This window comes from Bacillus sp. V3B (assembly GCF_024494465.1).
Classification (GTDB): domain Bacteria; phylum Bacillota; class Bacilli; order Bacillales; family Cytobacillaceae; genus Bacillus_BD.
Genome location: NZ_JAETXM010000008.1, coordinates 16,703 through 41,829, shown reverse-complemented (window position 1 = coordinate 41,829; position 25,127 = coordinate 16,703). Strand labels below are relative to the sequence as shown.

Sequence of the window (25,127 nt, the reverse complement as noted above, 5' to 3'; positions counted from 1 at the left end):
TAGCATAAAGTTGATTAATCAAATAAGACAAGTATATTTAGGGGTGTATATAAATGGGTAAAGTAGTTATCACAAGCGGGGCTAGAACAGCAGTAGGAGCATTCCTGGGCGGCTTAAAAACAGTGCCGGTAGAACAACTAGCTTCGATTGCCATTAAAGAAGCGTTAAAACGTTCCAATGAGTTGGCTCCTGCATTAGTGGATGATGTGGTATTAGGCCATGTAGAATCATCTGGTGATGCACCGAACTTGGGCAGAAATGCAGCGATGCTTGCCGGCTTAGATCATGTACCAGGCTATACAGTGAACCGGATTTGTGGTTCAGGCATTCAATCGATTGTCAATGCGACGCAAGATATTTTAACTGGAAACTCAGAAATTGTTGTAGCTGGTGGAGCAGAAAGCTTATCTCGGGCTCCATATTATCTTCCTTTAGAAGTTCGTTACGACGGCTTCAAAATGGGAAACCAGGAGTTACGGGATGCGAATACAAAATTCCATCATAATGCCCAGCCATATCCGCAATTCCCAATTATGCATATGGGAAATACAGCCGAAAATGTTGTAAAACGATATGAAATTCCAAGAGAAGACCAAGACCTTTTTTCTTACAACAGCCAAATGAGAGCAAAAGCAGCAATCGAAAGTGGCAGAATGGCCAAAGAAATTGTGCCGGTTGAAATAAAAGGCAAAAAAGGTGCGGTTACCATTTTTGAACACGATGAACATCCAAAGCCACACACAACTTTGGAAACGCTTTCTAAGTTGCGACCAGCTTTTGAAAAAGACAGTACGGTTACGGCAGGTAATGCGTCAGGACTAAATGACGGTGGTGCAGCAGTCGTGGTTATGAAAGAAGAAAGAGCGAAAGAACTAGAGCTTGCGCCAATGGCAGAAATCGTTGATTTTGCTGTAGCAGGATTGGATCCATCTGTGATGGGGCTTGGACCGGTGTTTGCGATTCGTAAGTTGCTTGAAAAAACAGGCATGGCAAAAGAAGATATTGACTTATATGAAATTAATGAAGCGTTCGCAGGTCAAATGCTTGGCTGCATGAAAGAACTAGACATGTACTTAGACAGCCTGCTATATGACCGCATCAATGTCAACGGTGGTGCCGTGGCACTTGGGCATCCACTGGGAATGAGCGGTACAAGAATCACGATTTCCTTAATGTACGAGCTGATTGAAAGAAAAGCGAAATACGGGATTGCCAGTGCATGCATCGGCGGCGGTATGGGAATTGCTTTATTAATTAAAAATCCTAATGCTTAAATTGCATCAACACCATACGCAGTTTAGTAGGTTCATAAGCTGATTGATTAGTAGTGAATAATGTCCTCATGACAGTATTCATTCGGTAGAGGTTCATTTGTTGAAAAGAATGGGGGAGAGATATATGTCTAAAGTTATTTCGGCTCAAGAAGCTGCAAAGTTAATTAAAGATAATGATGTTATTGCCGCAACAACTATGGGACTTGCTACATTCGCAGAAGAAGTGGTTGCTTCAATTGAAGAAAGGTATCTTAGTGAACATCATCCGAAGGATATTACGTTTATTCATGCATGCGGAATTGGAAATGGGCAGGAAGGAAGAGGATCTGACCATCTTGCGCATGAAGGGTTAATCAAACGGTTAATTTCCGGTCACACTGGGAGTTCGCCAAGAATGGCCAATGCCGTAGCGGAAGGGAAAATTGAAGCTTACTTGCTGCCCCAAGGGACAATTGCCCAAATTTATCGTTCTACAGCTGGCAGAAAGCCTGGTGTTATTACAAAGGTTGGGTTAGGCACATACGTAGATCCACGTCTTCAAGGAGCAAGAGTAACGGAAAAAACAGGAGAAGATATTATTGAAGTCATTGAAATGGATGGTGAGGAATGGCTGCGTTATAAAAACTTCCCAGTTACGGTTGGTTTAATCAGAGGAACGACTGCTGATGAAAATGGCAACCTGACTTCTGAAGAAGAAGTAGTGACAATGGAAGCATTAGCTCTTGCCACAGCTGTTAAAAATAACGGTGGAATTGTGATTGCCCAAGTGAAAAATACTGCCGAATTTGGTTCTTTACATCCAAAAAGAGTAACGGTTCCAGGTGCGTTAATCGACTATGTCGTTGTCGGAACTGAAAAATACCATATGCAAACAATGGGTACACAATATAACAAAGCATTGACAGGGGATTTTAGAGTGCCGGTTAATAGTATTAAACCTCTTCCATTAGATGCTCGTAAAGTTATCGCACGTCGTGCAGCAATGGAATTAGTTCCAAATGCGGTGATTAATCTTGGAATTGGCATGCCGGATGGGATAGCGAATGTAGCTGCAGAAGAAGGTGTGGCTGATCAATTAACAATGACCCTTGAGTTAGGTGTATTTGGCGGAGTTCCTGCAACAGGGCTTGATTTTGGTGCTGCCTATAATGCGGAGGCCATTGTTGAACATACTTCTATGTTTGATTTCTACGATGGCGGTGGTCTTGATACAACCTTCTTAGGTTCTGCTCAAATGGATCGATACGGAAATGTAAATGTCTCCCAGTTTGGTAAGAGAGCAGTTGGACCAGGCGGATTTATCAATATCAGCCAAAATTCGAAAAAAGCTGTATTCATGGGAACATTTACTGTAGGTTCCAAAGCAACAGTTGAAAATGGTAAATTAGTCATTTTAAACCAAGGGAAAGCAAAGAAATTTCTCGAGTATGTAGAACAAGTTACATTCAGTGGTATATACGCAAGTGAAAACAACCTTCCGGTACTATTTGTAACGGAACGGGCAGTATTCGATATTAAAGATGGTTTATTGCGTCTCATTGAAATCGCTCCTGGTGTTGATCTTAAAAAAGATATCCTTGAGTGGATGGACTTCACGCCATTAATTGCAGAAGATTTAAAAGTAATGGATAAAGCCATCTTCCAAGAAACTTGGGGTGGACTAAAAGATGTAATAGAGTCTAAAAAAGATAAGGTTGAAAAACAATTAGTGAAAATTTAAACCATTTTAACGAAACTGGATCCCTTCATATCTTATCCTTCATACATGATTGGGAGAACATATTAAGGGATTCTTTCATAAATACCCCGTACTGGACTATTAAAATACAAGAGTACGGAAACAAGGTTTGCTGGGGATTCAATGATGATAATAAGTAACATATAACAGATTAAAAAATAATTATATGAAATGTGGGATTTCAATGACAACATTGAGTGGAATTGGCATTTTATTAGGGTTTATTTTTCTAGCCGTTGGAGCATGGAAGAAGGTCAATTTACTAGTTGTAACACTTATTACCACTGCTATTATTGCTGTATTTAGCGGGCTGGGAGTTGCAGAATCATGGGCAGGTCCATATATGAGTGGATTTACAAGTTTTGCTGGTCAGTATCTCTTGCTTTTCTGTGTAGGAGCTTTATTTGGTAAGATTCTCGAAGACAGCGGCGCAGGATGGAGACTTGCAAATACAATTGCAAATAAAGCAGGCGAAAAGTGGGCTTTGCCATCATTTATCGGTATTACTTTATTGTTATTGTATGGAGGAGTAAGTATATTTGTTATCGTATTCTTTATTCTTCCTATTGGAAAAAGTTTGTTCCAAAAACTGCGCATACCATGGTCTTACTTCCCTGGGATTGCCTTAATCGGAACAATCCCTCCAGTAGGAATGCTGCCTGGTTCTTTACAAATATTAAATATTATTCCAACGAAAATACTAGAGACTGACTTAATGGCCGGTGCAGCAGTTGGATTACTTGCCACAGCCGTTTACCTTATTGGAGCAGCATTATATATTAAATGGATTTTAAGAAGTTCTGAAAAGCATTTTAACTTAGAGGAGTTTAACGGAGCAGAATCAACAGATATTAATACGGAGCAATTAGAGAAGACAGCACCAAACGTATGGTTATCAATTACTCCAATTATTGTAGCTTTGTTATTAATTAACGTTGTCAAAATGGACATTATTTACGGGTTAATTATAGCATGTATTTTCAGTATTATCTTATTCTGGAAGTCGTTTGGTAAAAAACTAGAAACCGTAAGTAAAGGTGTTGAAAATGGTATATTACCTTTAATTTATGTTTCTGTCGTTGTTGGTGTAGCCAGAGTTGTAGAGGCTTCTCCATTCTTTGAAGTAATGAAAAATGTTCTGCTTGAACTACCGGTTAATGCCAGCTTAAAAATTATGGCAACGGTATCAACCGTTTCTGCTATGACTGGTTCATCATCAGGAAGTTTAACGATGATTTTAGATTTATTTGGAAATGAATTTTTAGGTATGGGATTAAGTCCAGAGTTCATTCACAGATTAATGGCGGCTACAGCAATTGGATTTGATTCATTGCCTTGGAACTCTGTAATCGTTGTTATATTTACATTAAGTGGAGTTGCTTATGCAAAAGGATACAAGCATGCTTTCGTAACAAGTGTTATTTTACCAATAATTGGTGCACTCGCTATCGCATTATTTGGACCATTATTCTATTAATTAATCGGATAAGCATTTATAGGAATATGGTAAAAAGAATTAGTGATAGTTTAATGGACATCTAAATAATCAGTCCCCTGCGAAAATCCTCAGAGAAATATAGACGGAGTCAAGCAGGGGATTATTTTATTAGGAGTTTATCTACTATCAGTCAATCTTAAGGGAGGGGGATGGAAGATGAAGCTTACTAAACAATTATCCATAATAGCAGCAAATAATCCAGGTCAAACTGCTTTTATTTATCAACATCAAGAAACAAGCTATGGGGAATTGGAAAGACAGGTTAATACATTTGCCTTGGGATTAGAACGGTTAGGCTATCAAAAAGGAGATCATATTGCGTTAGTTGCTTGGAATAGTCCATTATATGTCATTGCCCTATACGGGATTTTACGAATGGGAGCAGTAGTAGTTCCGATTAAGCCAGTTCTGACAGCAAATGAAATGAAGTATGTATTGCACGATGGAAATGTGAAAGCAATTGTGGCAATGGATTCATTATTGGACAAGTTTGAAGAAATGGCCGAAGAGCTTCCGAGGGTGAGACATTATATCATTTATCCATCCGAACATAAACGTTCTTTTCAGTCACCCGTGCTAACAGGTAAGTTGAAATCATTTACACAATTAGTCAAGGATGGAGATGTAGAATATATTCCCCCACTATTGGACGAAAAGGATACGGCCATTATTTTATATACATCTGGAACAACCGGTAAACCAAAAGGAACCATGTTATCTTATGAAAGTATTTATGCGAATGCCAAGATCACTGCTGATTATTTAAAATATAATGAAAATGATCGTGTAATAAGTGTATTGCCAATGGCTCATGTATTTTGTTTTGGGGCGGCATTGTGCAGCCCTTTGTTAAAAGGAGTAACCCTTTTAATCATGCCTAAATTTTCTCCAAAAGAAGTGTTTCGAATCGCTAAACAATATCATGCAACGGTATTTGCTGGAGTGCCAACGATGTACAATTACCTACTTCAAACAGTAAATGATCAACCCATGTATAAAGGGGATTTTAGTGGGGTTCGATTATGTCTTTCTGGCGGTGCATCTATTCCTCTTACATTATTGAAAAAATTTGAGAAAACGTTTCATGTAACCATAACGGAAGGGTATGGTTTAACAGAAGCAGCTCCAGTTACGTATAATCCAGTAGATCATCCTCCAACACCTGGTTCGATTGGAAAAATAGTTCCGCATGTAGAATGTAAAATTGTCGATGAGTCTGGTAAAGAAGTTAGGATGGGAGAAGTAGGCGAGCTCCTTGTAAAAGGGCCACATATTATGAAGGGGTATTATAAAAAGCCTGAAGAAACGGCTGCTACATTAAAAGACAGCTGGCTTTATACGGGTGATTTAGTTCGAATGGATCAGGAAGGATACTTTTACATTGTTGATCGTAAAAAAGATGTGATTATTATAAACGGTTACAATGTTTACCCAAAAGAGGTAGAGGAAATTCTCTATACGCATTCCAATGTTATAGAAACATCTATAGTGGGAACTCCACATCCGGAAACAGGAGAAGCGATTATCGGGTTTGTAGTCGTAAATAATCTTTCCATTACAGAAGAGACGTTGATTGAATTTTGTACAAGAAATTTAGCAAAATACAAAGTACCTTATAAAATTCAGTTTTTAGATAAATTGCCAAAGAACTCGAATGGGAAAATAGATAAAAAAAGACTCCTTCCTATGATTTCAGACCAAAATAGAATAAGGGATATCGTATAGTCAAGAACATAATCAGGATGGTTCAGTCGTGGCTTTCTCATTCTGCTTTACGGTACCTATAAAGGTAAGGGTTTATTAATAGGGTAGGCTAACCAGCATAGCACTCTGTTCTTGTTTTAGAATGGTTAGTAATGAAAAAGGGGAAATGTAATCTGTTCCTGATCAGGCTTTCCTCAATTATGAAAAAAGAGAAATTCAAACAATATTAATTAGATGTTGTAGGTAAAAAAACACCTATGCTTGAAGTATTTCGTGAAGCGGATAATGTCCTCAGGCAGGGTGTACAAGGAATTTCTGATTTAATTGCTGTACCCGGTTTAATCAACCTTGATTTTGCTGATGTGAAAACCATCATGTCCAACCAGGGAACAGCTTTAAAAGAGCATCTGCTTGGATATAGGCAGATGCTCTTTTAACAAATTGATTTGATTATCAATACAAGAATTTTGGTTTATTCTAATAGTCCTTTTCAGGATAAATAGGCTCGATTTGTCCGCGAATCTCTCCGTCAGGATTTTGGGTAGTATGAACATTGACATATGTTTTTCCATCTCTCATAAGGTCTATTAAAGTCGATAGAGGTTCTCCCTGTAGGGGACCGACAAGATCATCTGCGGTAATGATACCTTCTACGATTCCTTTATTAACACTAATACCAGGATCAACTAGACCGAATAGAAAGACGACAACAGGACCATTCATCCCTCTTCTACCTAGATGAATATGTGCCTGAGTAAAGTTGTCGAGATTATTTACGGTTAAACGATATCGAAGCTTTCTTTCATCTCTACTTACTTTAAATTGTGCGAAGCCATCAGCATCGGTTTTAACCGGGGGAACCTCTTCAGATCCTTCTAATTTAGCAAAAAAAAGTTGATTCTTATCCATTTTTTCACCTCCAAAATTTCTAACATATATTTTAATTATATGTTTTTGAAGATGAATGGCTTGTACTACTATCATAGAGGAAGGTAAATGAGGTTTAATTTTTTTCTTTTATATAGCACGAACCGTGTCTGTGATTGTTTATAAGATTAGACACGTAAAACGTAAAAATAGCGAACAGTCTCCTGTTCGCTAAATACGATCTAAATTAGGGGCTATAAAGGGTTATTCAGATTTCTCTTTATTCATTGCTTTATTCAGTAACCTAGTATTTTCTAGACCACTGTCACTAAATGCGTTATCGCTGTTTAATTGATTACCAATTGCTCCCCCACTCATACTATCATTTGATCGGTTTTTAGATTTTGTTATTTTATTGTCCTTATTAACTTCTGGCATTACATTTCCTCCTTTTTAAATGGAATTTTTTATCTATCAAGAACTTTAGTTAATGGCATGTATATTTTATTCCCATTTATCTGTCTATGTATAATCGGTTTTTTAAATGGGTCCTTAACTTACATTTCCTCTTTTGGTGAGATCGAACACCCATTCCTATAATTTCTTCTATATCCCCTTTTGGAGTATACATTGGTATTTCCCCATATTTCTAATTTATCCTTTTTTCCTCTAAAAATGCATATAAAAAATGGATTTTAACCAACGATCAAAGAGATGTAATAAGTAGGAGTTTTTACTAGGATGGAAATAAAGTTTTTTATCTTATAACTTTTTGCGTAAAGGGGACATTATGTCTTAAGAACTTTTACTTGAGGTGAGATGATCATGCTTGATGACCATAGGGATTATATAACCATTGAAGATGAGAAAGGCAAGTGCAAAGATTATGCGGTTGAGGCCTTATTTGATATGGAGGAAGAATCTTATGCCCTCCTAAAGGCAGAGGATGAGACCATTGTCATGAAGGTGGAGGAAGATGAAGGTGACCAATATTTAATAGGCATATCGGATCCCTTAGAAAGTGAAGCCATTTTGGAGGCATACGAGATCGCTGTTGAAAATGTACCTGCTGAATAAAGAGTGCTTGATTAGTGGGTTTTTGAGGAATCTAATCAGCTGCACAAGTAAAAGGATTTATCTGAAAAAGTATATCCAAATATCCAAGTGAAATGGAAAGGAAGGAGGGCGGTGGTCTTATGAAAAGTCAGCGGATCCCAGAGCATAAATTAAATGTTACAAATACAATGGACCAAGCTCTTGAAAATATTGAGAACAACGGATCTTCTAATGCAATCGTTACAGAAAAAACACAAACGACAAAAACCACACAGGTTTATTCAAATAAAGTTAAGTAGAAGTCACTTATCAATTCGGGATTGTCAAGGAGACGGGGCTGGTATAAGGTGACTCCGTCTCCTTTTCAACAAAAATTAGGGGAATAATCAAAAGAAATTTATAGTATGAGATATGAATGGTTTAGTTGCTAGGCTAAATGAAATAGAAATATATACATATTAAGGCCTCCAAAGGGAAAAATTAGAAATAGAGGAGGTGTAATTATGCAAAAAGTAGGTGTTGAGGGATCATTAACAAATATTCAGCAAGCATTGCGTGACAAAGGCTATGATTTTGTTGAACTAAATAATGGAACGAACATACAAAATATGGATTGTTGTGTTGTGTCAGGATTAGATGCAGATGTTATGGGAATGCAAGATGCTTTAAGCAAAGGTTCGGTTATTGAAGCAAGTGGCTTATCAGCAGACGAGGTTATCAAGCGAATTGAAAATAAAATGAATCATTGATATTAAAGGTGCCAGGCACCATCCAGATAATGGATGGTGCCAGGCACCTTTTTCGGTTCTTGGCATAATATCACAATTCCTTAATATATGTAATATAAAGACAAACCCTAAAGGAGAATCAAAAAGTGTCCTTACTTTTAATTGAGTTTTGGCCTTCACTTAAGCTACCAAGCTATCAAATAGATATAGATAATAGATAACACCTTTAACACCCAATTTTATTAAATTCTTCGAGGTACGACTACATATTTTATTTATATAGATCTTCTAAAGTCATATACTCTTTTCGTCATGATGTACAGCTGATTATCAACTTACACACTTTAAGAGGCAAAGATTCGCCGATAGAATCGTCAAGGAGGGATCCTTATTACTATTGGAACAAGCAGAAGAGATGTCCTGTTAAAGCAATACGAATATACAAGGAACTTAACACTAAAAATCGTAGAACCTTTAGAGACCGAGGATTTCGTCCTGCAGGCAATGGAAGATACGAGTCCTCCCAAATGGCATTTAGCCCATACAACTTGGTTTTTTGAAGATTTTATACTAATGAACTATAAACCAGGATATCAATTTTATTTAGAAGACGCACGTAAGTTGTTTAATTCCTATTATGAAACATTAAGCAAGCCTTTCCCAAGACAAATGCGGGGACTGATTGCTCGTCCGACTGTAAAAGAAGTGCTAGATTACCGGTGTGCGGTAGACGAAGAAATCCTGGATCTATTCACTCATGGTGATGACCACGGTGAAAAATTTCTTTTCTTGATTCAATTAGGTATTCAGCATGAGCAGCAGCATCAAGAACTATTAATGACAGATCTTAAATATAATTTTTCGATCAACCCTTTAAAGCCAGTCTATAAAAAAGACATTGAGGATCCATTTAAATATTCGACTGTACCCCCACTAGAATGGAATTATTTCCAAGAAGGTCTCACAATGATCGGAACCAATCATAAAGATTTTTCTTTCGATAATGAACAACCTGCTCACAAACACTTTCTGTATCCTTTTGCCATCGCAAACAGACCCGTAACAAACGGAGAATATATTCAATTCATCGAAGACAATGGATATGAGACACCCGATTACTGGCTTTCTGATGGCTGGGTAACCGTTCTTAACCAAAAATGGAAGGCACCACTTTATTGGGAATACATTGATGGAATTTGGTATTATTTTACGCTTTCGGGATTTAAACCAGTTGAAAAAAATCAGCCTGTAACACATATCAGCTTTTATGAAGCCGATGCTTATGCAAGATGGGCTGGATACCGCCTTCCGACTGAACACGAATGGGAACATGCTTTTCGAAATGAACCAGTAGAAGGGAAATTTTTAGAAAACCTTCTTTTTAATGAAAACTACGAATCGACTAAAGTCATCTTTGGGACAGTCTGGGAATGGACGAATAGCCCTTATATCCCTTATCCGCAAAGTGCAAGACTAGAGGGGGCATTAGGGGAATATAATTCGAAATTTATGAGCAATCAAATGGTATTGCGTGGCGGCTCGAGTGCAACTCCCCGCAATCATATTCGACTAACCTACCGTAATTTCTTCCATCCTGAAAAAAGGTGGCAGTTTAGCGGAATTCGTTTAGCTAAGGGGGAACAATAACTTGACGCAAACAGACAATGCGATCCTTGATTTGAATCCTCCTCTCTCCTCTTTAAAAGAAGAGGTACTGATGGGATTAAGTCAAACCCAAAAGCAGTTACATCCGAAGTTATTTTACGATAAAAAAGGGAGCGGGCTCTTTAATCAGATCACCACATTACCAGAATATTATTTAACCCGTGCTGAAAAAGAGGTACTAGCAAGTGTTCACGATGATATTGGTTCATTTATTGGAAGTACGGCAACTCTAATTGAGTTAGGGTGCGGAAGTGAAGAAAAGATAAAACTAATTTTAAAATCGTTGCAAAGGGGAAATCGTTATATTCCCATTGATATTTCACGAGAAGCTTTGAACAATACAGTTGAAAAATTACTCGTTTCCTATCCTTTATTGGATGTAAAAGCCATTCGTGCTGACTATACACAAGCCTTGTCGTTTTTATGTCACGGTTTAGAAGAAAGGAAAGTCATTTTATTTCTAGGCTCGACGATTGGCAACTTTGATGAAAATGAAAGAGATAGATTTTTACACCAGTTAGCTAAAAATCTAAACCCAAATGATGGTTTGCTTATTGGTATTGATTTAAAAAAATCACCCCGTTTACTAGAGGCAGCCTATAACGATTCAAAAGGTATTACCGCTGCATTTAACAAGAACTTGTTACACCGAATCAACCGAGAGCTCGATGGCAATTTTCAAATGGAACAATTCACTCACCATGCTTTTTTTAATCATGTTAAAAATCGAATTGAAATGCATCTCATCAGTGAGACTGCTCAAGAGGTATCAATTGGAGATGAAACGTTTTCTTTTCTTCCAGGAGAAACGATTCATACAGAGAATTCTTATAAGTTCGACCTCAAAGAATTCCAACAAATACTGGTTAAAATAGGACTTTGCCTACGTAAAGTCTGGACCGATAAACACAATTATTTTGCTGTAACGTATATTGAACCATTGTAAGGGTGCATCGATTCGGTTTGATATTTACTTTATCATTACATGAAAATGAGGAGGAAGAACTAATCACCAGACTAGGCGTCTGCAGATGTTCTGACTATTGAAAAATTGTGGGAGATGTCTTTTGGCAATTAATATCCTGTATATGAAGCTGTTCACTATACGTGAATGGCTTTTTTAGATTCTTCGTATCTTGACTTTCAGAAAGGAAGTCTTATTTGCTTTTCCTGAAATTGGATTAGGAGTCATCCTAGGAGGTGGCGGTACCTACAAGGCATCGCAAAAGAATTATTGTATTTTGGGAAAGTGATGGATGCTGAGAAGTCTTATTTTCAAATAAAATTATTGAATTATTCCGATAATTAATCCAAAATAATAGTAATAAAGAAAATATCAAATTGTCAGTATGTATGGGAGTGCTTTTTCAGTTGATAACTATATAACTTTAGAAGAAACCTTAGAACTCGTGGATATGCCTATTAAAGATTTCACATCGTACAGAGTTAACTATAGGATAACAGGAACTACCTTATAAGTGACAATACGAGAAAGAGTCATGAACAAGAGATCTGGAAGAGAGCTGTGTGCATGAATTGTGCAGCGTTGGGAGGGAGCGGAACGCATTCTGTCGAAAAGCAGAAAGGTTCCTTCCTAATTTTATGAATATATAGTTTAATCTCGGTATGATCAATATTAATAGTGTTTATTCAATCAGAAACAGTATTCACTGCTTGGGGTAATAAGTTAATAGGCGAATAGGACGTGATGGAAATATGGGTATCAATCTAAATTTAAATGAAAATCTGTATGTAAAAGAGAATGGGTCCCTTTTTATGGAAGATGATCGCTCTATTTTAATTTCTATTTCTGCATTTGGAACACTCCGGAAAAATTTAATCAAAAACATTGGCAACGAAAGAGTGAAAGGTTTTTTAATTCGCCATGGTTGGGAGCTTGGTCAAGAGGATGCCAAAAAAGTATTAAAGAAAAACCTTAATACCATGAAAGATGTGATTGAATATGGCCCGATCCTGCATAGGATGAGAGGAAATGCAGAGATTGAGGTAACAAACCTGGAAATGAAACCGGCAAATGATAAAATATCGGTACATATGGAAGGGGTGTGGAGAGACTCCTATGAGGCTGAAGAGCATCTTAGGAAGTTTGGTTTTTCCCATACACCTGTCTGCTATACATTGATCGGGTATGCTAGCGGGTATCTTTCAAGGATTTGTAATCAGATGGTGATATTTAAAGAACTATCGTGTCAGGCAGAAAGTCATCGTGAATGCAAATGGGTTGGACAATCATTAGATTATTGGGACGGTGAAGTGGATGATGAACTTCAATTTTATCAGGAATCACCCATTGTTAAAGAGTTGGAGTTAACGTACGAAAAACTTTTGGAAGAAAAAGGTAATTTAGAGAAGAGTGCGATTATCCATAAAAAATTAACGGAAGAACTTCTGCAAGGGAACAACTTGAAATCCATTGCTGAGGTCGTATATAAAGAAACCACTACACCTGGAATTATTACAGATGACAAACATAATCCTCTAGCTTACACTGGAATCTCCTCTTCTCAATTAAATGAAGTAAATGAAGAGTTTAAATCTTACTTACAGAGTAAACAAACTTCAAGAAATAAACAAGATAAACAAGTTTTTCAGGAAATTCACGAAACGAAGTGGGTTCGTTTAGATCATCATACTCGACTGATTACGCCTATTTATCTGCAAAGAAAAATAAAAGGGTACTGTTCATTCATTTATCTGGATGAACAAGTCAGTCATTCAAAAATTCATAAAATGATATTAGAACGTATAGCTCTAGTTAGTTCTCATTTTCTTCTAAATGAGGCAACGAAGTTTGAGACAGAACAGCGGATGATGGGGAATTTTTTTGATGAAATTCTAAGGGGAGAATACGAAGATGAAGAAGAAATTTTAAGACGGGGCAGCTTTATTCATCTCGATCTTTCTGAGCCTTATAGAATCGCAATCGTTAAGTATCGAGTACAGGAGAATAACCTAAAAAAAGAGTTTATGTTCCATGAAGAGATGGTAAAGGCAACGTCCAGTTATTTTAAGAATAAAAAAGGAAACATCTTAGTCGGTCATCGTACAAAAAGCGTCATTGTGCTCATTCCAAACAGTTACATAGAGCAGGAAGGAATTGATACGTATCTTGAGCATTTCTTGTGTTTTCTTTCAGAGAATTTTTCAGAAGCTGTCTTTTTTGCAGGTATTAGCAAGGAGTCGGACAGAATCGGAAAAGCAAAAGACTGCTACAATGAAGCGTATACAGCTCTACGAATGACCACAATGAAAAATAGGATCATGTTATTTGATTCTCTCGGTATGGTTGGGCCATTGATTAATCAAAATAATGAAAAAGAAATTAGGTATATTGCTCGCAGTATGCTTGGATCGCTAATCGATAATGTGGATCATAAGAAATTAGATTTAATTAAAACCCTGTATATTTTTCTTGAGAATGGTGGAAACCTGGAACAAACGGCATGTGATAATACGTTGTCTCTCAGTGGCTTAAGATATCGAATTTCTCGAATTGAAGATTTGCTGAAGCAAAATTTAAGAAATCCTTTTTATAACTATCAACTCTATTTAGCACTTCAGTCTTTAATTTTAATAGGAGAATTAGATCTGAATCTTACATGATAGAGAACATTTTGCAGTGAGTTTTATTTTTAATGAGAATAGTAGATTTTAGGGAAAAGCCTCTTTATTCGAGGCTTTTTTGCTATCTGTTTAAAAAACCGACATGAACCTACTAAAAAAATAAAATAATCGGAATATTCATGTTATTGTTTAAATTCTTAAAAATTTGTAATATGAAAACAAGCAAACCTTTTAGAATTTCATAAATGAATTCCATTAAAGCTGTAAATAGAGGGAAAGTTTTACTAAGTCCTTTTATTTCAGAAGATAAACGATTCATCTATTCCCTTTCTCTATCAGTTCTGACCGAATGAGTTTACGAAAGCGCTATTTTAAACATCAAGCTAGATTTACATATTTATGAAAAGGATGTAGAAAGGAGTTTCAATCATGCCACTTATTCAAGTCAATATTGTTGAAGGGCGTTCGCCTGAGAAAAAAGAAAGATTGATTCGAGAAGTGTCTAATTTAGTCGCGGAAGTGTTAGAGGCACCAGTGGAAACTGTCCGTGTCATGATACAAGAAATGTCTCCTGAACATTGGGGAATTGCAGGAGAATCCGTGAAAAAACGTGCAGAAAAAAATAATGGCTTAGCAAAGCTGTAACAAAATCATAAGCTTCTTCTCTTGTTTTATGTATATGAATGTTAATTTAAGTGAAATGGAGGAAAAAGAATGAGTACTGTTAGTAATTTTTTTCCAGGATTAGATGGAGTAGTAGCTGCAGAAACAAAGATTTCTTTCCTTGATACAGTACAAGGGGAAATCGTCATTAAGGGGTACGACTTAATTGAATTATCTAAGAAATATAGTTATTTAGATATTGTTCATCTTTTACTAGAGGAAAGTCTACCCAATCAAGAAGAGAAGAATAGATTGCAAAACAAATTAAAGAGTTACTATGAAATACAAGAAGCGCTCTATGAAGTTTTTAAATTGCTCCCTGAAAAGACCCATCCTATGGATGCGTTAAGAACAGGTATCTCTTTTATTTCAGGATACGATGAGGATATTGAGAATCGATCACTAGACGTGAATAAAGAACGTGCTTACCGATTATTAGGGACGATACCAAACATTGTCGCTAACAGTTATCGGATTCTGACTAAACAAGAGCCTATTCATCCAGACAAGGACTTATCCTATAGTGCCAATTTCTACTATATGATTACAGGCATTAAACCTACAGCCATTCAAGAGAAAATTTTTGACCTTTCACTAGTGCTTTACAGTGAACATGAGATGCCAAACTCTACTTTCACATCAAGAGTGATTGCTTCTACTCAGTCCGATTTGTATGGCGCACTGACTGGCGCGGTTGCTTCCCTGAAAGGAAACTTACATGGAGGGGCCAATGAAGCGGTGATGCACATGCTCCTTGAAGCAGAAAGTGTTGAAAAGTTTGAAGCGTTATTAGAAAACAAGCTGTTAAACAAAGAGAAGATTATGGGATTTGGTCATCGTGTTTATATGAAGAAAATGGATCCTCGAGCTCTCATGATGAAGGAAGCGTTAAAGCAACTGAGTGATATCAAAGGAGACGACCTTTTATACCGGATGTGTGAAGCGGGAGAAAGGTTAATGGAAAGAGAAAAAGGACTCTATCCCAATTTAGATTATTACGCAGCTCCTGTCTATTGGATGCTCGGTATTCCGATTCCCTTATATACACCGATCTTTTTTGGGTCGAGAACAGTCGGATTATGTGCACATGTCATTGAACAACATGCCAATAACCGCCTGTTCCGCCCGCGAGTAAACTATATTGGTGAACGACATGCCTTAAGCAAGTAAACAACCGAGGAATTGTTTTTAGCTTCACCGTAACATGAATGTTCTGGCCAACATTCATGTTACTATCATAATCAAATTTCCGAGGGAAGGGAAGAAAAACATGTTAAAGACAAACGAACTAAATCGAACAGATCAATTATTAGAGGATGTAACAGAATATGTACTAAATAAAGAGATTACGAGTATCGAAGCTCTTGACACCGCCCGTTATGTACTATTAGATACACTTGGCTGTGGGATACTAGCTTTAAATTATCCGGAATGCACAAAGCTGATGGGCCCTATTGTGCCGGGAACCGTTGTTCCGAACGGATCTAGAGTACCAGGCACATCCTATTGTTTAGATCCAGTAAGAGGAGCCTTTAATATTGGTTGTATGATTCGATGGCTCGATTATAACGATACATGGCTTGCTGCTGAGTGGGGACATCCTTCAGATAATCTAGGTGGGATTTTGGCTGTTGCTGATTACATAAGTCGTGTCCGTCTTTCAGAAGGGAAGGAATCTTTAACGATGAAAGATGTGCTAGAAAGTATGATTAAGGCCCATGAAATTCAGGGAGTGCTCGCACTTGAAAATAGTTTAAATCGAGTGGGTCTGGATCATGTTCTGTTTGTCAAAGTGGCAACGACGGCTGTTGTGGCGAAAATGTTGGGAGGAACAAAAGAAGAAATTACAAACGCTATATCACATGCTTGGATTGATAATAGTAGTTTGCGTACGTACAGGCATGCCCCGAATACAGGATCCCGGAAATCATGGGCTGCTGGAGATGCAACAAGTAGGGGAGTTCATTTAGCTTTAATGGCACTTAAAGGAGAAATGGGTTATGCGACGGCTCTTTCAGCACCAGGCTGGGGATTCCAGGATGTTTTATTTAATAAACAAGAATTGAAGCTAGCTCGTCCACTTGATTCCTATGTCATGGAAAATGTCCTTTTCAAAGTGTCCTACCCTGCGGAATTTCATGCACAAACGGCTGCAGAATGTGCGGTTCAGCTTCATCCGGAAGTAATTGACCGTTTGGACGAAATCGATCGTATTACGATTACGACGCATGAGTCAGCGATTCGTATTATTGATAAGGAAGGTCCTTTAAATAATCCAGCTGACCGTGATCATTGTATTCAGTATATTACAGCGATCGGATTGATCTTTGGAGATATTGTAGCCGATCACTATGAAGATGAAACAGCGTCAGATCCACGAGTTGACCAATTGAGAGACAAGATGGTTGTGGTGGAAAATAAACAGTACAGTGCCGATTACTTAGACCCAAATAAGCGTTCCATTGCGAATGCGGTTCAAGTACATTTTAGGGATGGTTCAAAAACGGACGTAGTGGAATGTGAGTATCCATTAGGGCACCGTTTCCGTCGAGATGAGGCGATTCCCCAAATCATCAGAAAGTTTTCTTCCAATCTTCAGACACATTTCTCACAAAAACAAGTAAAGAACATTCAAGAAGTATGCTCGGATTCTGAAAGATTGTCCAGTATGCCAGTAAATAAATTTATGGATTTATTTTTCATTTAGGTTTTGTTAAATAATATGGTTGTTGCTACAAAGGCCTTTGATGTGCACGTTCAGCTACGTTATTCATTCGAATCAAACATGCTGCCATGCACACGAAATCATTAACACAGCCTTAATTTAAAGGAGGAAATGGACATGGCATGGATTGTAGATCAACCTTCAACTCAAGCGGAACTCGCCAATCGATTTAAACAGCTCATGAATGCCCCTGATATGATGCAAATCCCAGGGGCGCATGATGCGATGGCAGCTCTTGTAGCCAAACAAGCTGGGTTTTCCGCTCTTTACTTATCCGGTGCAGCTTATACAGCCAGCTGTGGCTTACCCGATTTAGGCGTAATTACCTCGACTGAAGTGGCGCAAAGAGCCAAAGAATTAATTCGAGCGACTGATTTACCCGTTTTAGTGGATATTGATACTGGATTTGGCGGTGTATTGAATGTGGCTCGTACAGCACGAGAGATGTGGGAAGCGAATGTAGCGGCTGTTCAACTAGAAGATCAACAGCTACCAAAAAAATGCGGCCATTTAAATGGGAAAAAATTGGTCTCTACGGAGGAAATGGTGCAAAAAATCCGAGCCGTTAAAAAAGCGGCGCCGTCTCTTGTGATTGTGGCCCGAACGGATGCCCGAGCTGTGGAAAGTCTTGAATCAGCCATTAAAAGAGCAGAGGCTTATGTAGAAGCAGGAGCAGATGCTATTTTTCCCGAAGCTCTTCAATCGGAAGAGGAATTCCGTTTATTCGCTCAATCTATTTCGGCCCCTTTATTAGCGAATATGACGGAATTTGGCAAAACTCCTTATTATACCGCAGCTGAATTTGCTGATATGGGGTATCAAATGGTCATTTATCCCGTTACGTCCTTAAGGGTGGCTGCGAAAGCATACGAACGTATTTTTCAGCTCATAAAAGAACAAGGTACACAGAAGGAAGGCCTTGATGATATGCAAACAAGAAGTGAATTGTATTCAACGATCTCTTATTATGAGTTTGAGGGAATGGATCAGGAGATTGCGAAAACATTATTATCGAAAGGGCAATAAAGGCAATAAAAATGAAGGATTCAGTTCCTTGTTGAATAGGGACAAGGGCTGGATCCAATTAATCCTAGACCTGTTCATGTTCTTCCTGAGAAAAATACCCTTCATAGAGGATATGAAAGACAAAACCCATCTGGGCATTAAGAATTTCTATGTTGTATCTAGAAATCGCAACAAAGCTTTTGAAAGCGGATACATTGTTTGCGGTGATTTCTAACAATCATTTGTAAATAAGATCAAATGATTGAAGATATTTTTTAACATAGAAGAGAGCTAATCGAATCATTTGGGAAGGCGTTGACCTGATTGAATGTTTAATAGAATCATTCATCATTTTCGGAAAACGATGAAACCGAATAAGGAGGAAAAAGAATGACAAAAGAATCTACGTTCAAAAAAACAATTCGGGAGCAGCCGTGGGATTGGAAAACGAAGAATGAATATGAAGAAGTAACGGTAAGACAACAGCCTTATGTTCACACACATTATCGTCATGTTTATGATGAAAAGGATTTTGATATTTACGATCCGCGCTACACCCGGTTGAAATCATCCGATTGGGAAGCCTTCCGTGATCCCAAAAAGTTTTGGTATACAACCTATGTCAATAATCGAAAGAAAATGGCAGAAGAAGTGGAAAATGGATTTTCTTATGCCGATCAACTTGATGTCATTCAAAATCTATCACCACAGTGGGCGGATACTCTGAGAGACCTTTATACGCCATTAAGACATTTAGAATATGGCGAGAATGTGCAAATGCAACATGTCATTCGTTATGCTTTAGGGTCAGCCATTGAGCAATGTGCGACGTATCAAGCATACGACAAAACAGGAAGGGCTCAGTGGATCTCTCAATGGGCGATGAATATGCAGGAGCATCATGGTGACTACCTTGCACATGGAAAACAGGTGTTACTAAACGAACCAGCTTTTCAACCCTTGCGTCATTATGTAGAGGAAATTTTGGTAACAGAAGATTGGGCAGAAGTTCTTGTGGCTGAAAATTTAACATTAGACCTTCTGTTAGGAAATCTGATGTATCGTGAATTTAATCAAGAAGCAGTCAAACAAGGAGATACCCATTTATCCATTCTAAACTTGGTCATTGCCAAGCAATTAGATTGGCATCGTGATTGGGCATTCTCTCTTTTTAAACTTTTAGCAGGTGATGAGGCACAAAGCCGCTGGGATTATTTAAAGACTTTAGGCTATGAAGATTGGGAAGGCGATTATCGTTGGGGAAGAACATTAAGTGATCCGAGGGAGACACCAGAAGAAACCCTTTCGAATGTAGAAATTATTCAAGAATGGGTAGATAAATGGTATCCGAAGGCATTCGAAGCTGTTCTTGCATTGGCTCCATTGTTTGAAAAACACGGAATATCTATTAATCTTCCAGAGACATTGAAAAAGATTGAAGAAGAAGCGATTATTCCTATTTATAAAAAATATAAAATTCCGTTTAAACAATACGAGATTGTCCTTAACTAGGAGAAAGGAATGATCAATATGGCGGTAAAACAAGCGTATGTCGGGATGGATTTAGATACAAGCGGAGGTAGTCTCGTGACAGCGATTATCGCAGCCATTCAAGAAGATAATGAAGGCGTTGTTGTGGAAGACTACATGGTTTATAAAAAAGTAAAAGTACCAGGGAAGCTGGTGTTAAACAGAGAGACTGTGGAAGAACATCTTGGGGCCGATTTTGATATGGATCAAGTACACATGGTGATGAGTTCATGTTTCGGTTTTATTACAGATTGGGACGAAGAGCAATTAACGATAGAATGGGAAGATGCAGAATAAGGAGGGAATGTACTAGTGGCTAAAATGGGGACGAAAGAAAAGTATCATGCAATGACAAGGGATTTAATGTGGGAGCCAAAAGATTTTGATATCAATAAGGTGTATCCTTTAATTGAAAAAGAAGGCATTATCCTGAAAGATCCAAGCAGATGGGAAGACCCTTTCCGTATGGCCTACAATCAATATGTGAAGATTCAATCGGAGAAAGATGGGATTTATCATGCCGTTCGAAATGCCTTTGAGGCGAATGATGGTCATGCGAAAGTGGTCGATTCACGCTGGTATGAAGGTGTAAAAGTATTTGCGACAGCCGTTCAACCTGCAGAATACGCCGCACACCGCCTGATGGCTTATGTCGGTAGAAACATACCAATTGAAGCGATTCGCTTTGCCACCTTTAATCAGGCGATTGATGAACTACGTCATGCCCAAATTGAAATTAAACACTATGCTCATATGAGTAAACAAATTGATGGCCTTCATAATTTTGCTAAAACATCTCAAAATCTATGGTTTAATACGGTACCAAAATCATTCTTTGATGATGCCATGACAGCCGGTCCATTTGAAGCATTGATCGCCATTTCTTTCTCATTCGAGTACGTGTTTACAAATATTCTTTTCTTACCGTTTGCTTCATCTGCGGGTGCGGTGGGCGATGATAACTTCGCTGCTGTTGGTAAAACAGTGCAATCAGATGAATCACGACATATGGCTTTAGGAATGTCCGCCTTGAAAATGCTGTTAGAAGAAGATGACCGTAATGTTCCAATCATTCAAGGCTGGATTGATAAATGGTATTGGAGAGCCTATCGTATGTTCTCGGTCATTGCAACACTTGTAGATTATTATCCTCGTATTCGTCCAATCTCTTGGAAGAAAGCATTTGAAATTTATGTAGAAGAACAGGTGTTTAACGGATTGTTTAAAGATTTAAGAAAATATGGGATTCGTTTACCTTTACATGCAGAAGACAGCATAAAAGAAAAAGACCATTATTCTCATGCGGTTATGCGTATTCTGGATCAATTTAAACATGCGAACCTTTTTAGAGGATTCCAACTGCAGCCTGATGATTATGACTGGTTATCAAAGGAATATCCTCTGTTCGACCAGTATTATGCGCCATACTTTCGCAAAAATGATGATAACATCTTTGCGAGTGCAAGTCCTGGAATTCCAGCCATTTGTACCGTTTGTCAAGTTCCGGCAGAATTTCCAGATCCAGATAAACCGACACAGTTGTGGACACAGTACAGCGAATATAACAATAAAACGTATCTGACTTGTTCACCAGGATGTAAGCATATTTTTGAGCAAGAACCATTTAAATATATGCAGGTTTGGTGGCCGGCAGAAGCCTATTTGAGCGGAGAATTTGGTGAAGATCCAGTAGCTGGTTTATTCAAATATACAGGTTTATCTCCAGATGAAGCGGGCGAACATTACTCGTCTAATGAACATGCCCATTGGTTAGAGCATCGGAGACATCTAGGACTAGATAAGAAATTTTTCTAAAGTGAAGTGGAATAGGGGGAACGATCATGGCAAACTACTTGAAATATGATAATCATCTTATTGTCTGGCCGGTACTAAAACCGTATACAGAAAGTAAATTGTGTACGAGTCATATTGGGATGAGGGCTCGTTATAACATGCCAACTAAGGAATTGCTGGATGATTGTTTAGACATGTATAAAGCAGATAAAGAAAAGAACTATCGCTTCGTATTAAAACGAGCTTCTGGAGATGTAGAAATTTCTTTAGATCAAACCGTGGAAGAAGCTGGGATGCGAAATGGAGATTATCTACAAATCATAACAGCGTAAGAAATCTTATAAGTGGTCAAACTGATAAATAGTAGAGTATAGTTTTTCGCTTATACACTACTATTCCTATAAAAATATAGAAGAATAGGGGAGAGGGGAGACGGAACGATGAGCCAAGCTAAAACGGCACTTGAGACATATGAAGTGACACTAGAGCCAAGTGGTAAAACGATTACGGTAAAGGAAGGACAAACGATACTAGATGCAGCGATTCGAAATGGGATTCAAGTGGCTTATGGTTGCCGTCATGGTAGTTGTTCAGCCTGTAAGTGCCAAGTCCTTGATGGAGATTTTGAAATCATGGACCGTGTATCGGAATACTCATTAATGAGCTTCGAACGCGAAGAAGGATTTACACTTATGTGCAGTACATTGGTAGAAAGTGATCTCGTAATTGAAATAGAAGAAGAAGAATCAGATCTCCCATTCTTTGCCGTACATGATTTTCAAGCGGAGATAGTCGAAAATGTAGCCTGTACGCATGATATTCATATGATCAAGCTGAAATTACAGGAACCACAAAATATTGAGTATGCATCAGGCCAGTTTTTTGAGTTTGATATACCTGGTTTAGAAGATACACGCGCGTATTCATTGGCCAACAAATATCAGGATGGAAGTATTTTAGAGTTTCATATCAAGCGTGTTTCAGAAGGTAAAGGTTCTAATTATATGTGTGACTTACAAGTGGGGGATATTGCGGGTGGTTCAGGACCTTATGGAAGCATGCAGCTTCGTAATCGAGACAAAGACTTGATATTCGTTGCTGGTGGTTCTGGAATGGCTCCTATTAAGTCGTTATTAGAAGAAGTATTCTCACAGTCTTTCGAAAGGGAAGTGTGGTTCTTCTACGGGGCTCGTTCGAAAAAAGATTTGTATTACGTTGAAGAATGGATGGAATTAGCGCAACAACATCCAAACTTCCACTTTGTTCCGGCTTTATCCCAACCGGATGCTACAGATGAATGGGATGGAGAAGTTGGTTTTATTGCGGATGTGATTTCAAGCAAGATTGAAGACATGTCTAATATGGATGCCTACCTTTGCGGACCACCGATTATGATTGAAACATCCTGTGATGCTCTTTATAAAGGCGGAATGAAGGGCACCAATATTTCTTATGATGAGTTTTAAGGAAAGATAGTGATTGGATAGGAATCTCATTTGTAGCCTACGAATCTATAAGGCTACAATGAGATCCTTAATATTGCTTATTAAGCTAAAATGAATAGCTAGGGGGAAAAATAATGGCTAGAGTTATGCGTATGGGTCGAATAGAGTTAAAAGTTTTAGACTTAGAGAAATCAGTAGATTATTATACGAATGTGATTGGCTTAGAAGAAACAGGACGTATGGGTAACAGTGTTTACTTAAAAGCATGGGATGAATTTGATCATCACAGTGTCATTTTAACACAATCTAACACTGCTGGAATGGCTCATTTAGCTTTTAAAGTGGAGACATTAGATGACTTAGCTTACTATGAAAAGAAAATTGAAGAATTTGGTTGTACCACAACCCGTATTTCTAATGGTACAAGATTGGCAGAAGGGGAAGCCGTTCATTTTATTCTACCAACAGGTCATCATTGCGAACTGTATCATGAAATCGAATGCCTAGGAACAGCTGTAGGTAATTTAAATCCACATCCATGGCCGTTAGGGACAAAGGGAATTGCCCCACATCGCCTTGACCACTGTTTATTAACAGGTAATGACTTAAAAACGGTCACAAGATTCTTTATTGAAGCCCTTAACTTCAGACAAAGTGAAAGAATTACAACTGTAGACGGAGAAGAATTACTAGGAAGCTTCTTGTTTACGACCAATAAAGCACATGATATCGCTTTTGTGAAAGGTCCGGACGCTAAGCTTCACCATGCTGGATTCCATGTTGACTCCCTTCATGATGTCTTTAAAGCAGCGGATCTTTTATCCATGTATGAAGTTCCATTCGATGTCACCCCGACACGTCATGGGATTACAAGAGGGGAAACGATTTATTTCTTTGACCCATCTGGAAACCGGAATGAGGCGTTTGCAGGTGGATATATGACCTATGCAGATATGCCAACGATCACCTGGACCGAGGAGAAAATTGGGCAAGGTATTTTCTACCATCGTAGAGAATTATCCGAATCCTTTATGAAAGCGTTAACTTGATCTAGAATATCTTATGGGAAAAAATAGGGGGGATATGCATGTATAAAGTGACTCTTAAAGCAAGAGGGCAGCAGTTTGGGTATTCTTGTCCACCGAATGTAACGCCATTACGAGCAGCTCGTGACCAGTTTATTCCAATACCAACAGGGTGCCAGCAGGGCGGATGCGGTATGTGTAAGGTAAAAGTACTTGATGGGCAATATGCTCAAGAATTAGTCCGCTCACATGAGGTTTTATCGAATGAAGAATTAAAGAATGGTTATGCGTTGGCTTGCTGTATGACACCAAAAGGCGATCTTGACATCATCACAGTAGAAGATTACGAGAAACGGCAAAATGAATCGAATGCAGTAAAATTGGCTGAAACAAAGTAGTGGTTGCCGGAGGCTTCCCCGTAGGCAAAGGTATTAGACACCTCAAGGGAAAGCCTCTTGTTTGTTTATTAAATAAGTGCTAAATAGGTGCCAGACACCATATCCAGATAATGGATGGTGCCTAGCACCATAGCCATCAAGTTAAGCAGATTATTCCAATTTAGAGAAAAAAACCGAGGAAAAAGCCTATCCTTTCTACTAAATAGCTAGAAAGGATAGGTTTTTTATGCGACATGAATTAAATATGGAAGAAGAATTTCAACTGCTTTCAGAGGAGATGACTCGTATTTTCGATCCTAACTACCTGGATTAACTGGCCAAGATAGAAAGATAGTTGAAAATAGTCCTATTTTTTATTCAACAAATGGGGTTCTATACTTGAAGAAGAGAGTTTGTTTTTTTGAAAAAATGGGGCAGAAGTGAAATA

General features: G+C 38.1%; 23 protein-coding genes and 1 pseudogene. 22 read left to right on the top strand and 2 right to left on the bottom strand.

The window, feature by feature from the left end:
• Positions 1-53: 53 nt before the first annotated feature.
• The 5 genes and pseudogenes from JMM81_RS11140 to JMM81_RS11120 form a co-directional block, all read left to right on the top strand.
• The gene (locus JMM81_RS11140; RefSeq protein WP_256241649.1) at positions 54-1,274 is read left to right on the top strand and encodes a thiolase family protein; all 1,221 of its coding nucleotides are present in this window, start codon (positions 54-56) and stop codon (positions 1,272-1,274) included.
• Between the two features lie 124 nt (positions 1,275-1,398).
• Positions 1,399-2,994, top strand: coding sequence for an acyl CoA:acetate/3-ketoacid CoA transferase (locus JMM81_RS11135; protein ID WP_256241648.1), 1,596 nt, complete (start codon positions 1,399-1,401; stop codon positions 2,992-2,994).
• 202 nt (positions 2,995-3,196) lie between these two features.
• Positions 3,197-4,489, top strand: coding sequence for a GntP family permease (locus JMM81_RS11130; protein ID WP_256241647.1), 1,293 nt, complete (start codon positions 3,197-3,199; stop codon positions 4,487-4,489).
• Between the two features lie 177 nt (positions 4,490-4,666).
• The gene (locus JMM81_RS11125; protein WP_256241646.1) at positions 4,667-6,235 is read left to right on the top strand and encodes a long-chain-fatty-acid--CoA ligase; all 1,569 of its coding nucleotides are present in this window, start codon (positions 4,667-4,669) and stop codon (positions 6,233-6,235) included.
• Between the two features lie 209 nt (positions 6,236-6,444).
• Positions 6,445-6,612: pseudogene (locus JMM81_RS11120) on the top strand (cell division protein FtsZ); the annotation flags it as partial.
• Positions 6,613-6,691: 79 nt separating this feature from the next.
• Here JMM81_RS11120 and JMM81_RS11115 read toward each other — a convergent pair.
• Both JMM81_RS11115 and JMM81_RS11110 read right to left on the bottom strand, forming a co-directional pair.
• Entirely contained in the window at positions 6,692-7,123 is a 432-nt protein-coding gene (locus tag JMM81_RS11115; protein WP_256241645.1) for a CHRD domain-containing protein, read from the bottom strand.
• Positions 7,124-7,345: 222 nt separating this feature from the next.
• Entirely contained in the window at positions 7,346-7,519 is a 174-nt protein-coding gene (locus JMM81_RS11110; protein WP_256241644.1) for a hypothetical protein, read from the bottom strand.
• A gap of 387 nt (positions 7,520-7,906) precedes the next feature.
• On the opposite strand from JMM81_RS11110, the gene JMM81_RS11105 reads away from it, so the two are divergent.
• From JMM81_RS11105 to JMM81_RS11025, 17 genes are all read left to right on the top strand, one after another.
• Complete coding sequence (locus JMM81_RS11105) at positions 7,907-8,158, top strand: DUF1292 domain-containing protein (RefSeq protein ID WP_256241643.1); 252 nt, start codon at positions 7,907-7,909, stop codon at positions 8,156-8,158.
• Positions 8,159-8,277: 119 nt separating this feature from the next.
• Positions 8,278-8,436 (top strand): hypothetical protein, encoded by a 159-nt coding sequence (locus JMM81_RS11100; RefSeq protein WP_256241642.1) that lies wholly within the window; start codon positions 8,278-8,280, stop codon positions 8,434-8,436.
• 204 nt (positions 8,437-8,640) lie between these two features.
• Entirely contained in the window at positions 8,641-8,886 is a 246-nt protein-coding gene (locus tag JMM81_RS11095) for a YkuS family protein (RefSeq protein WP_256241641.1), read from the top strand.
• Positions 8,887-9,249: 363 nt separating this feature from the next.
• Positions 9,250-10,512, top strand: a complete 1,263-nt coding sequence (gene egtB, locus JMM81_RS11090; protein WP_309143493.1) for an ergothioneine biosynthesis protein EgtB — start codon at positions 9,250-9,252, stop codon at positions 10,510-10,512.
• Between the two features lies 1 nt (position 10,513).
• Positions 10,514-11,476 (top strand): L-histidine N(alpha)-methyltransferase, encoded by a 963-nt coding sequence (gene egtD / locus JMM81_RS11085; protein ID WP_256241640.1) that lies wholly within the window; start codon positions 10,514-10,516, stop codon positions 11,474-11,476.
• 770 nt (positions 11,477-12,246) lie between these two features.
• Positions 12,247-14,154: a XylR N-terminal domain-containing protein gene (locus JMM81_RS11080; protein WP_256241639.1), complete on the top strand. Its 1,908-nt coding sequence runs from the start codon at positions 12,247-12,249 to the stop codon at positions 14,152-14,154.
• 390 nt (positions 14,155-14,544) lie between these two features.
• Positions 14,545-14,760 carry a 2-hydroxymuconate tautomerase gene (locus JMM81_RS11075; RefSeq protein WP_256241638.1) on the top strand — a complete coding sequence of 72 codons (216 nt, stop codon included), beginning with the start codon at positions 14,545-14,547 and terminating at the stop codon, positions 14,758-14,760.
• Positions 14,761-14,829: 69 nt separating this feature from the next.
• Positions 14,830-15,948 (top strand): citrate synthase, encoded by a 1,119-nt coding sequence (gene mmgD, locus JMM81_RS11070; protein WP_256241637.1) that lies wholly within the window; start codon positions 14,830-14,832, stop codon positions 15,946-15,948.
• A 100-nt stretch (positions 15,949-16,048) separates the two neighbouring features.
• Positions 16,049-17,485 carry a 2-methylcitrate dehydratase gene (gene prpD / locus JMM81_RS11065; RefSeq protein WP_256241636.1) on the top strand — a complete coding sequence of 479 codons (1,437 nt, stop codon included), beginning with the start codon at positions 16,049-16,051 and terminating at the stop codon, positions 17,483-17,485.
• A 135-nt stretch (positions 17,486-17,620) separates the two neighbouring features.
• Positions 17,621-18,529 carry a methylisocitrate lyase gene (gene prpB, locus JMM81_RS11060; protein WP_256241635.1) on the top strand — a complete coding sequence of 303 codons (909 nt, stop codon included), beginning with the start codon at positions 17,621-17,623 and terminating at the stop codon, positions 18,527-18,529.
• Between the two features lie 369 nt (positions 18,530-18,898).
• Entirely contained in the window at positions 18,899-20,020 is a 1,122-nt protein-coding gene (locus JMM81_RS11055; protein WP_256241634.1) for a ferritin family protein, read from the top strand.
• A 9-nt stretch (positions 20,021-20,029) separates the two neighbouring features.
• Entirely contained in the window at positions 20,030-20,335 is a 306-nt protein-coding gene (locus JMM81_RS11050; RefSeq protein WP_256241633.1) for an MmoB/DmpM family protein, read from the top strand.
• A gap of 24 nt (positions 20,336-20,359) precedes the next feature.
• Positions 20,360-21,853, top strand: coding sequence for a ferritin family protein (locus JMM81_RS11045; protein ID WP_256241756.1), 1,494 nt, complete (start codon positions 20,360-20,362; stop codon positions 21,851-21,853).
• A gap of 26 nt (positions 21,854-21,879) precedes the next feature.
• Positions 21,880-22,164, top strand: a complete 285-nt coding sequence (locus JMM81_RS11040; protein WP_256241632.1) for an EsaB/YukD family protein — start codon at positions 21,880-21,882, stop codon at positions 22,162-22,164.
• A 108-nt stretch (positions 22,165-22,272) separates the two neighbouring features.
• Positions 22,273-23,298 (top strand): NADH:ubiquinone reductase (Na(+)-transporting) subunit F, encoded by a 1,026-nt coding sequence (locus JMM81_RS11035; protein WP_256241631.1) that lies wholly within the window; start codon positions 22,273-22,275, stop codon positions 23,296-23,298.
• 113 nt (positions 23,299-23,411) lie between these two features.
• A complete protein-coding gene (locus JMM81_RS11030; protein WP_256241630.1) occupies positions 23,412-24,326 on the top strand; it encodes a catechol 2,3-dioxygenase in 915 nt (304 codons plus the stop codon).
• Positions 24,327-24,364: 38 nt separating this feature from the next.
• Positions 24,365-24,700, top strand: a complete 336-nt coding sequence (locus JMM81_RS11025) for a 2Fe-2S iron-sulfur cluster-binding protein (protein WP_256241629.1) — start codon at positions 24,365-24,367, stop codon at positions 24,698-24,700.
• Positions 24,701-25,127: the final 427 nt, after the last annotated feature.

Excerpts from the sequence above, each read along its gene's own strand:
- mmgD (WP_256241637.1), top strand. The coding sequence starts at position 14,830 with ATGAGTACTGTTAGTAATTTTTTTCCAGGATTAGATGGAGTAGTAGCT.
- JMM81_RS11130 (WP_256241647.1), top strand. The coding sequence starts at position 3,197 with ATGACAACATTGAGTGGAATTGGCATTTTATTAGGGTTTATTTTTCTA.
- JMM81_RS11045 (WP_256241756.1), top strand. The coding sequence starts at position 20,360 with ATGGGGACGAAAGAAAAGTATCATGCAATGACAAGGGATTTAATGTGG.
- JMM81_RS11135 (WP_256241648.1), top strand. The coding sequence starts at position 1,399 with ATGTCTAAAGTTATTTCGGCTCAAGAAGCTGCAAAGTTAATTAAAGAT.
- prpD (WP_256241636.1), top strand. The coding sequence starts at position 16,049 with ATGTTAAAGACAAACGAACTAAATCGAACAGATCAATTATTAGAGGAT.
- JMM81_RS11030 (WP_256241630.1), top strand. The coding sequence starts at position 23,412 with ATGGCTAGAGTTATGCGTATGGGTCGAATAGAGTTAAAAGTTTTAGAC.
- JMM81_RS11125 (WP_256241646.1), top strand. The coding sequence starts at position 4,667 with ATGAAGCTTACTAAACAATTATCCATAATAGCAGCAAATAATCCAGGT.
- JMM81_RS11140 (WP_256241649.1), top strand. The coding sequence starts at position 54 with ATGGGTAAAGTAGTTATCACAAGCGGGGCTAGAACAGCAGTAGGAGCA.
- JMM81_RS11115 (WP_256241645.1), bottom strand. The coding sequence starts at position 7,123 with ATGGATAAGAATCAACTTTTTTTTGCTAAATTAGAAGGATCTGAAGAG.
- JMM81_RS11075 (WP_256241638.1), top strand. The coding sequence starts at position 14,545 with ATGCCACTTATTCAAGTCAATATTGTTGAAGGGCGTTCGCCTGAGAAA.
- JMM81_RS11105 (WP_256241643.1), top strand. The coding sequence starts at position 7,907 with ATGCTTGATGACCATAGGGATTATATAACCATTGAAGATGAGAAAGGC.
- JMM81_RS11050 (WP_256241633.1), top strand. The coding sequence starts at position 20,030 with ATGATCAATATGGCGGTAAAACAAGCGTATGTCGGGATGGATTTAGAT.
- JMM81_RS11055 (WP_256241634.1), top strand. The coding sequence starts at position 18,899 with ATGACAAAAGAATCTACGTTCAAAAAAACAATTCGGGAGCAGCCGTGG.
- prpB (WP_256241635.1), top strand. The coding sequence starts at position 17,621 with ATGGCATGGATTGTAGATCAACCTTCAACTCAAGCGGAACTCGCCAAT.
- JMM81_RS11080 (WP_256241639.1), top strand. The coding sequence starts at position 12,247 with ATGGGTATCAATCTAAATTTAAATGAAAATCTGTATGTAAAAGAGAAT.
- JMM81_RS11040 (WP_256241632.1), top strand. The coding sequence starts at position 21,880 with ATGGCAAACTACTTGAAATATGATAATCATCTTATTGTCTGGCCGGTA.
- JMM81_RS11100 (WP_256241642.1), top strand. The coding sequence starts at position 8,278 with ATGAAAAGTCAGCGGATCCCAGAGCATAAATTAAATGTTACAAATACA.
- JMM81_RS11110 (WP_256241644.1), bottom strand. The coding sequence starts at position 7,519 with ATGCCAGAAGTTAATAAGGACAATAAAATAACAAAATCTAAAAACCGA.
- JMM81_RS11095 (WP_256241641.1), top strand. The coding sequence starts at position 8,641 with ATGCAAAAAGTAGGTGTTGAGGGATCATTAACAAATATTCAGCAAGCA.
- JMM81_RS11035 (WP_256241631.1), top strand. The coding sequence starts at position 22,273 with ATGAGCCAAGCTAAAACGGCACTTGAGACATATGAAGTGACACTAGAG.
- JMM81_RS11025 (WP_256241629.1), top strand. The coding sequence starts at position 24,365 with ATGTATAAAGTGACTCTTAAAGCAAGAGGGCAGCAGTTTGGGTATTCT.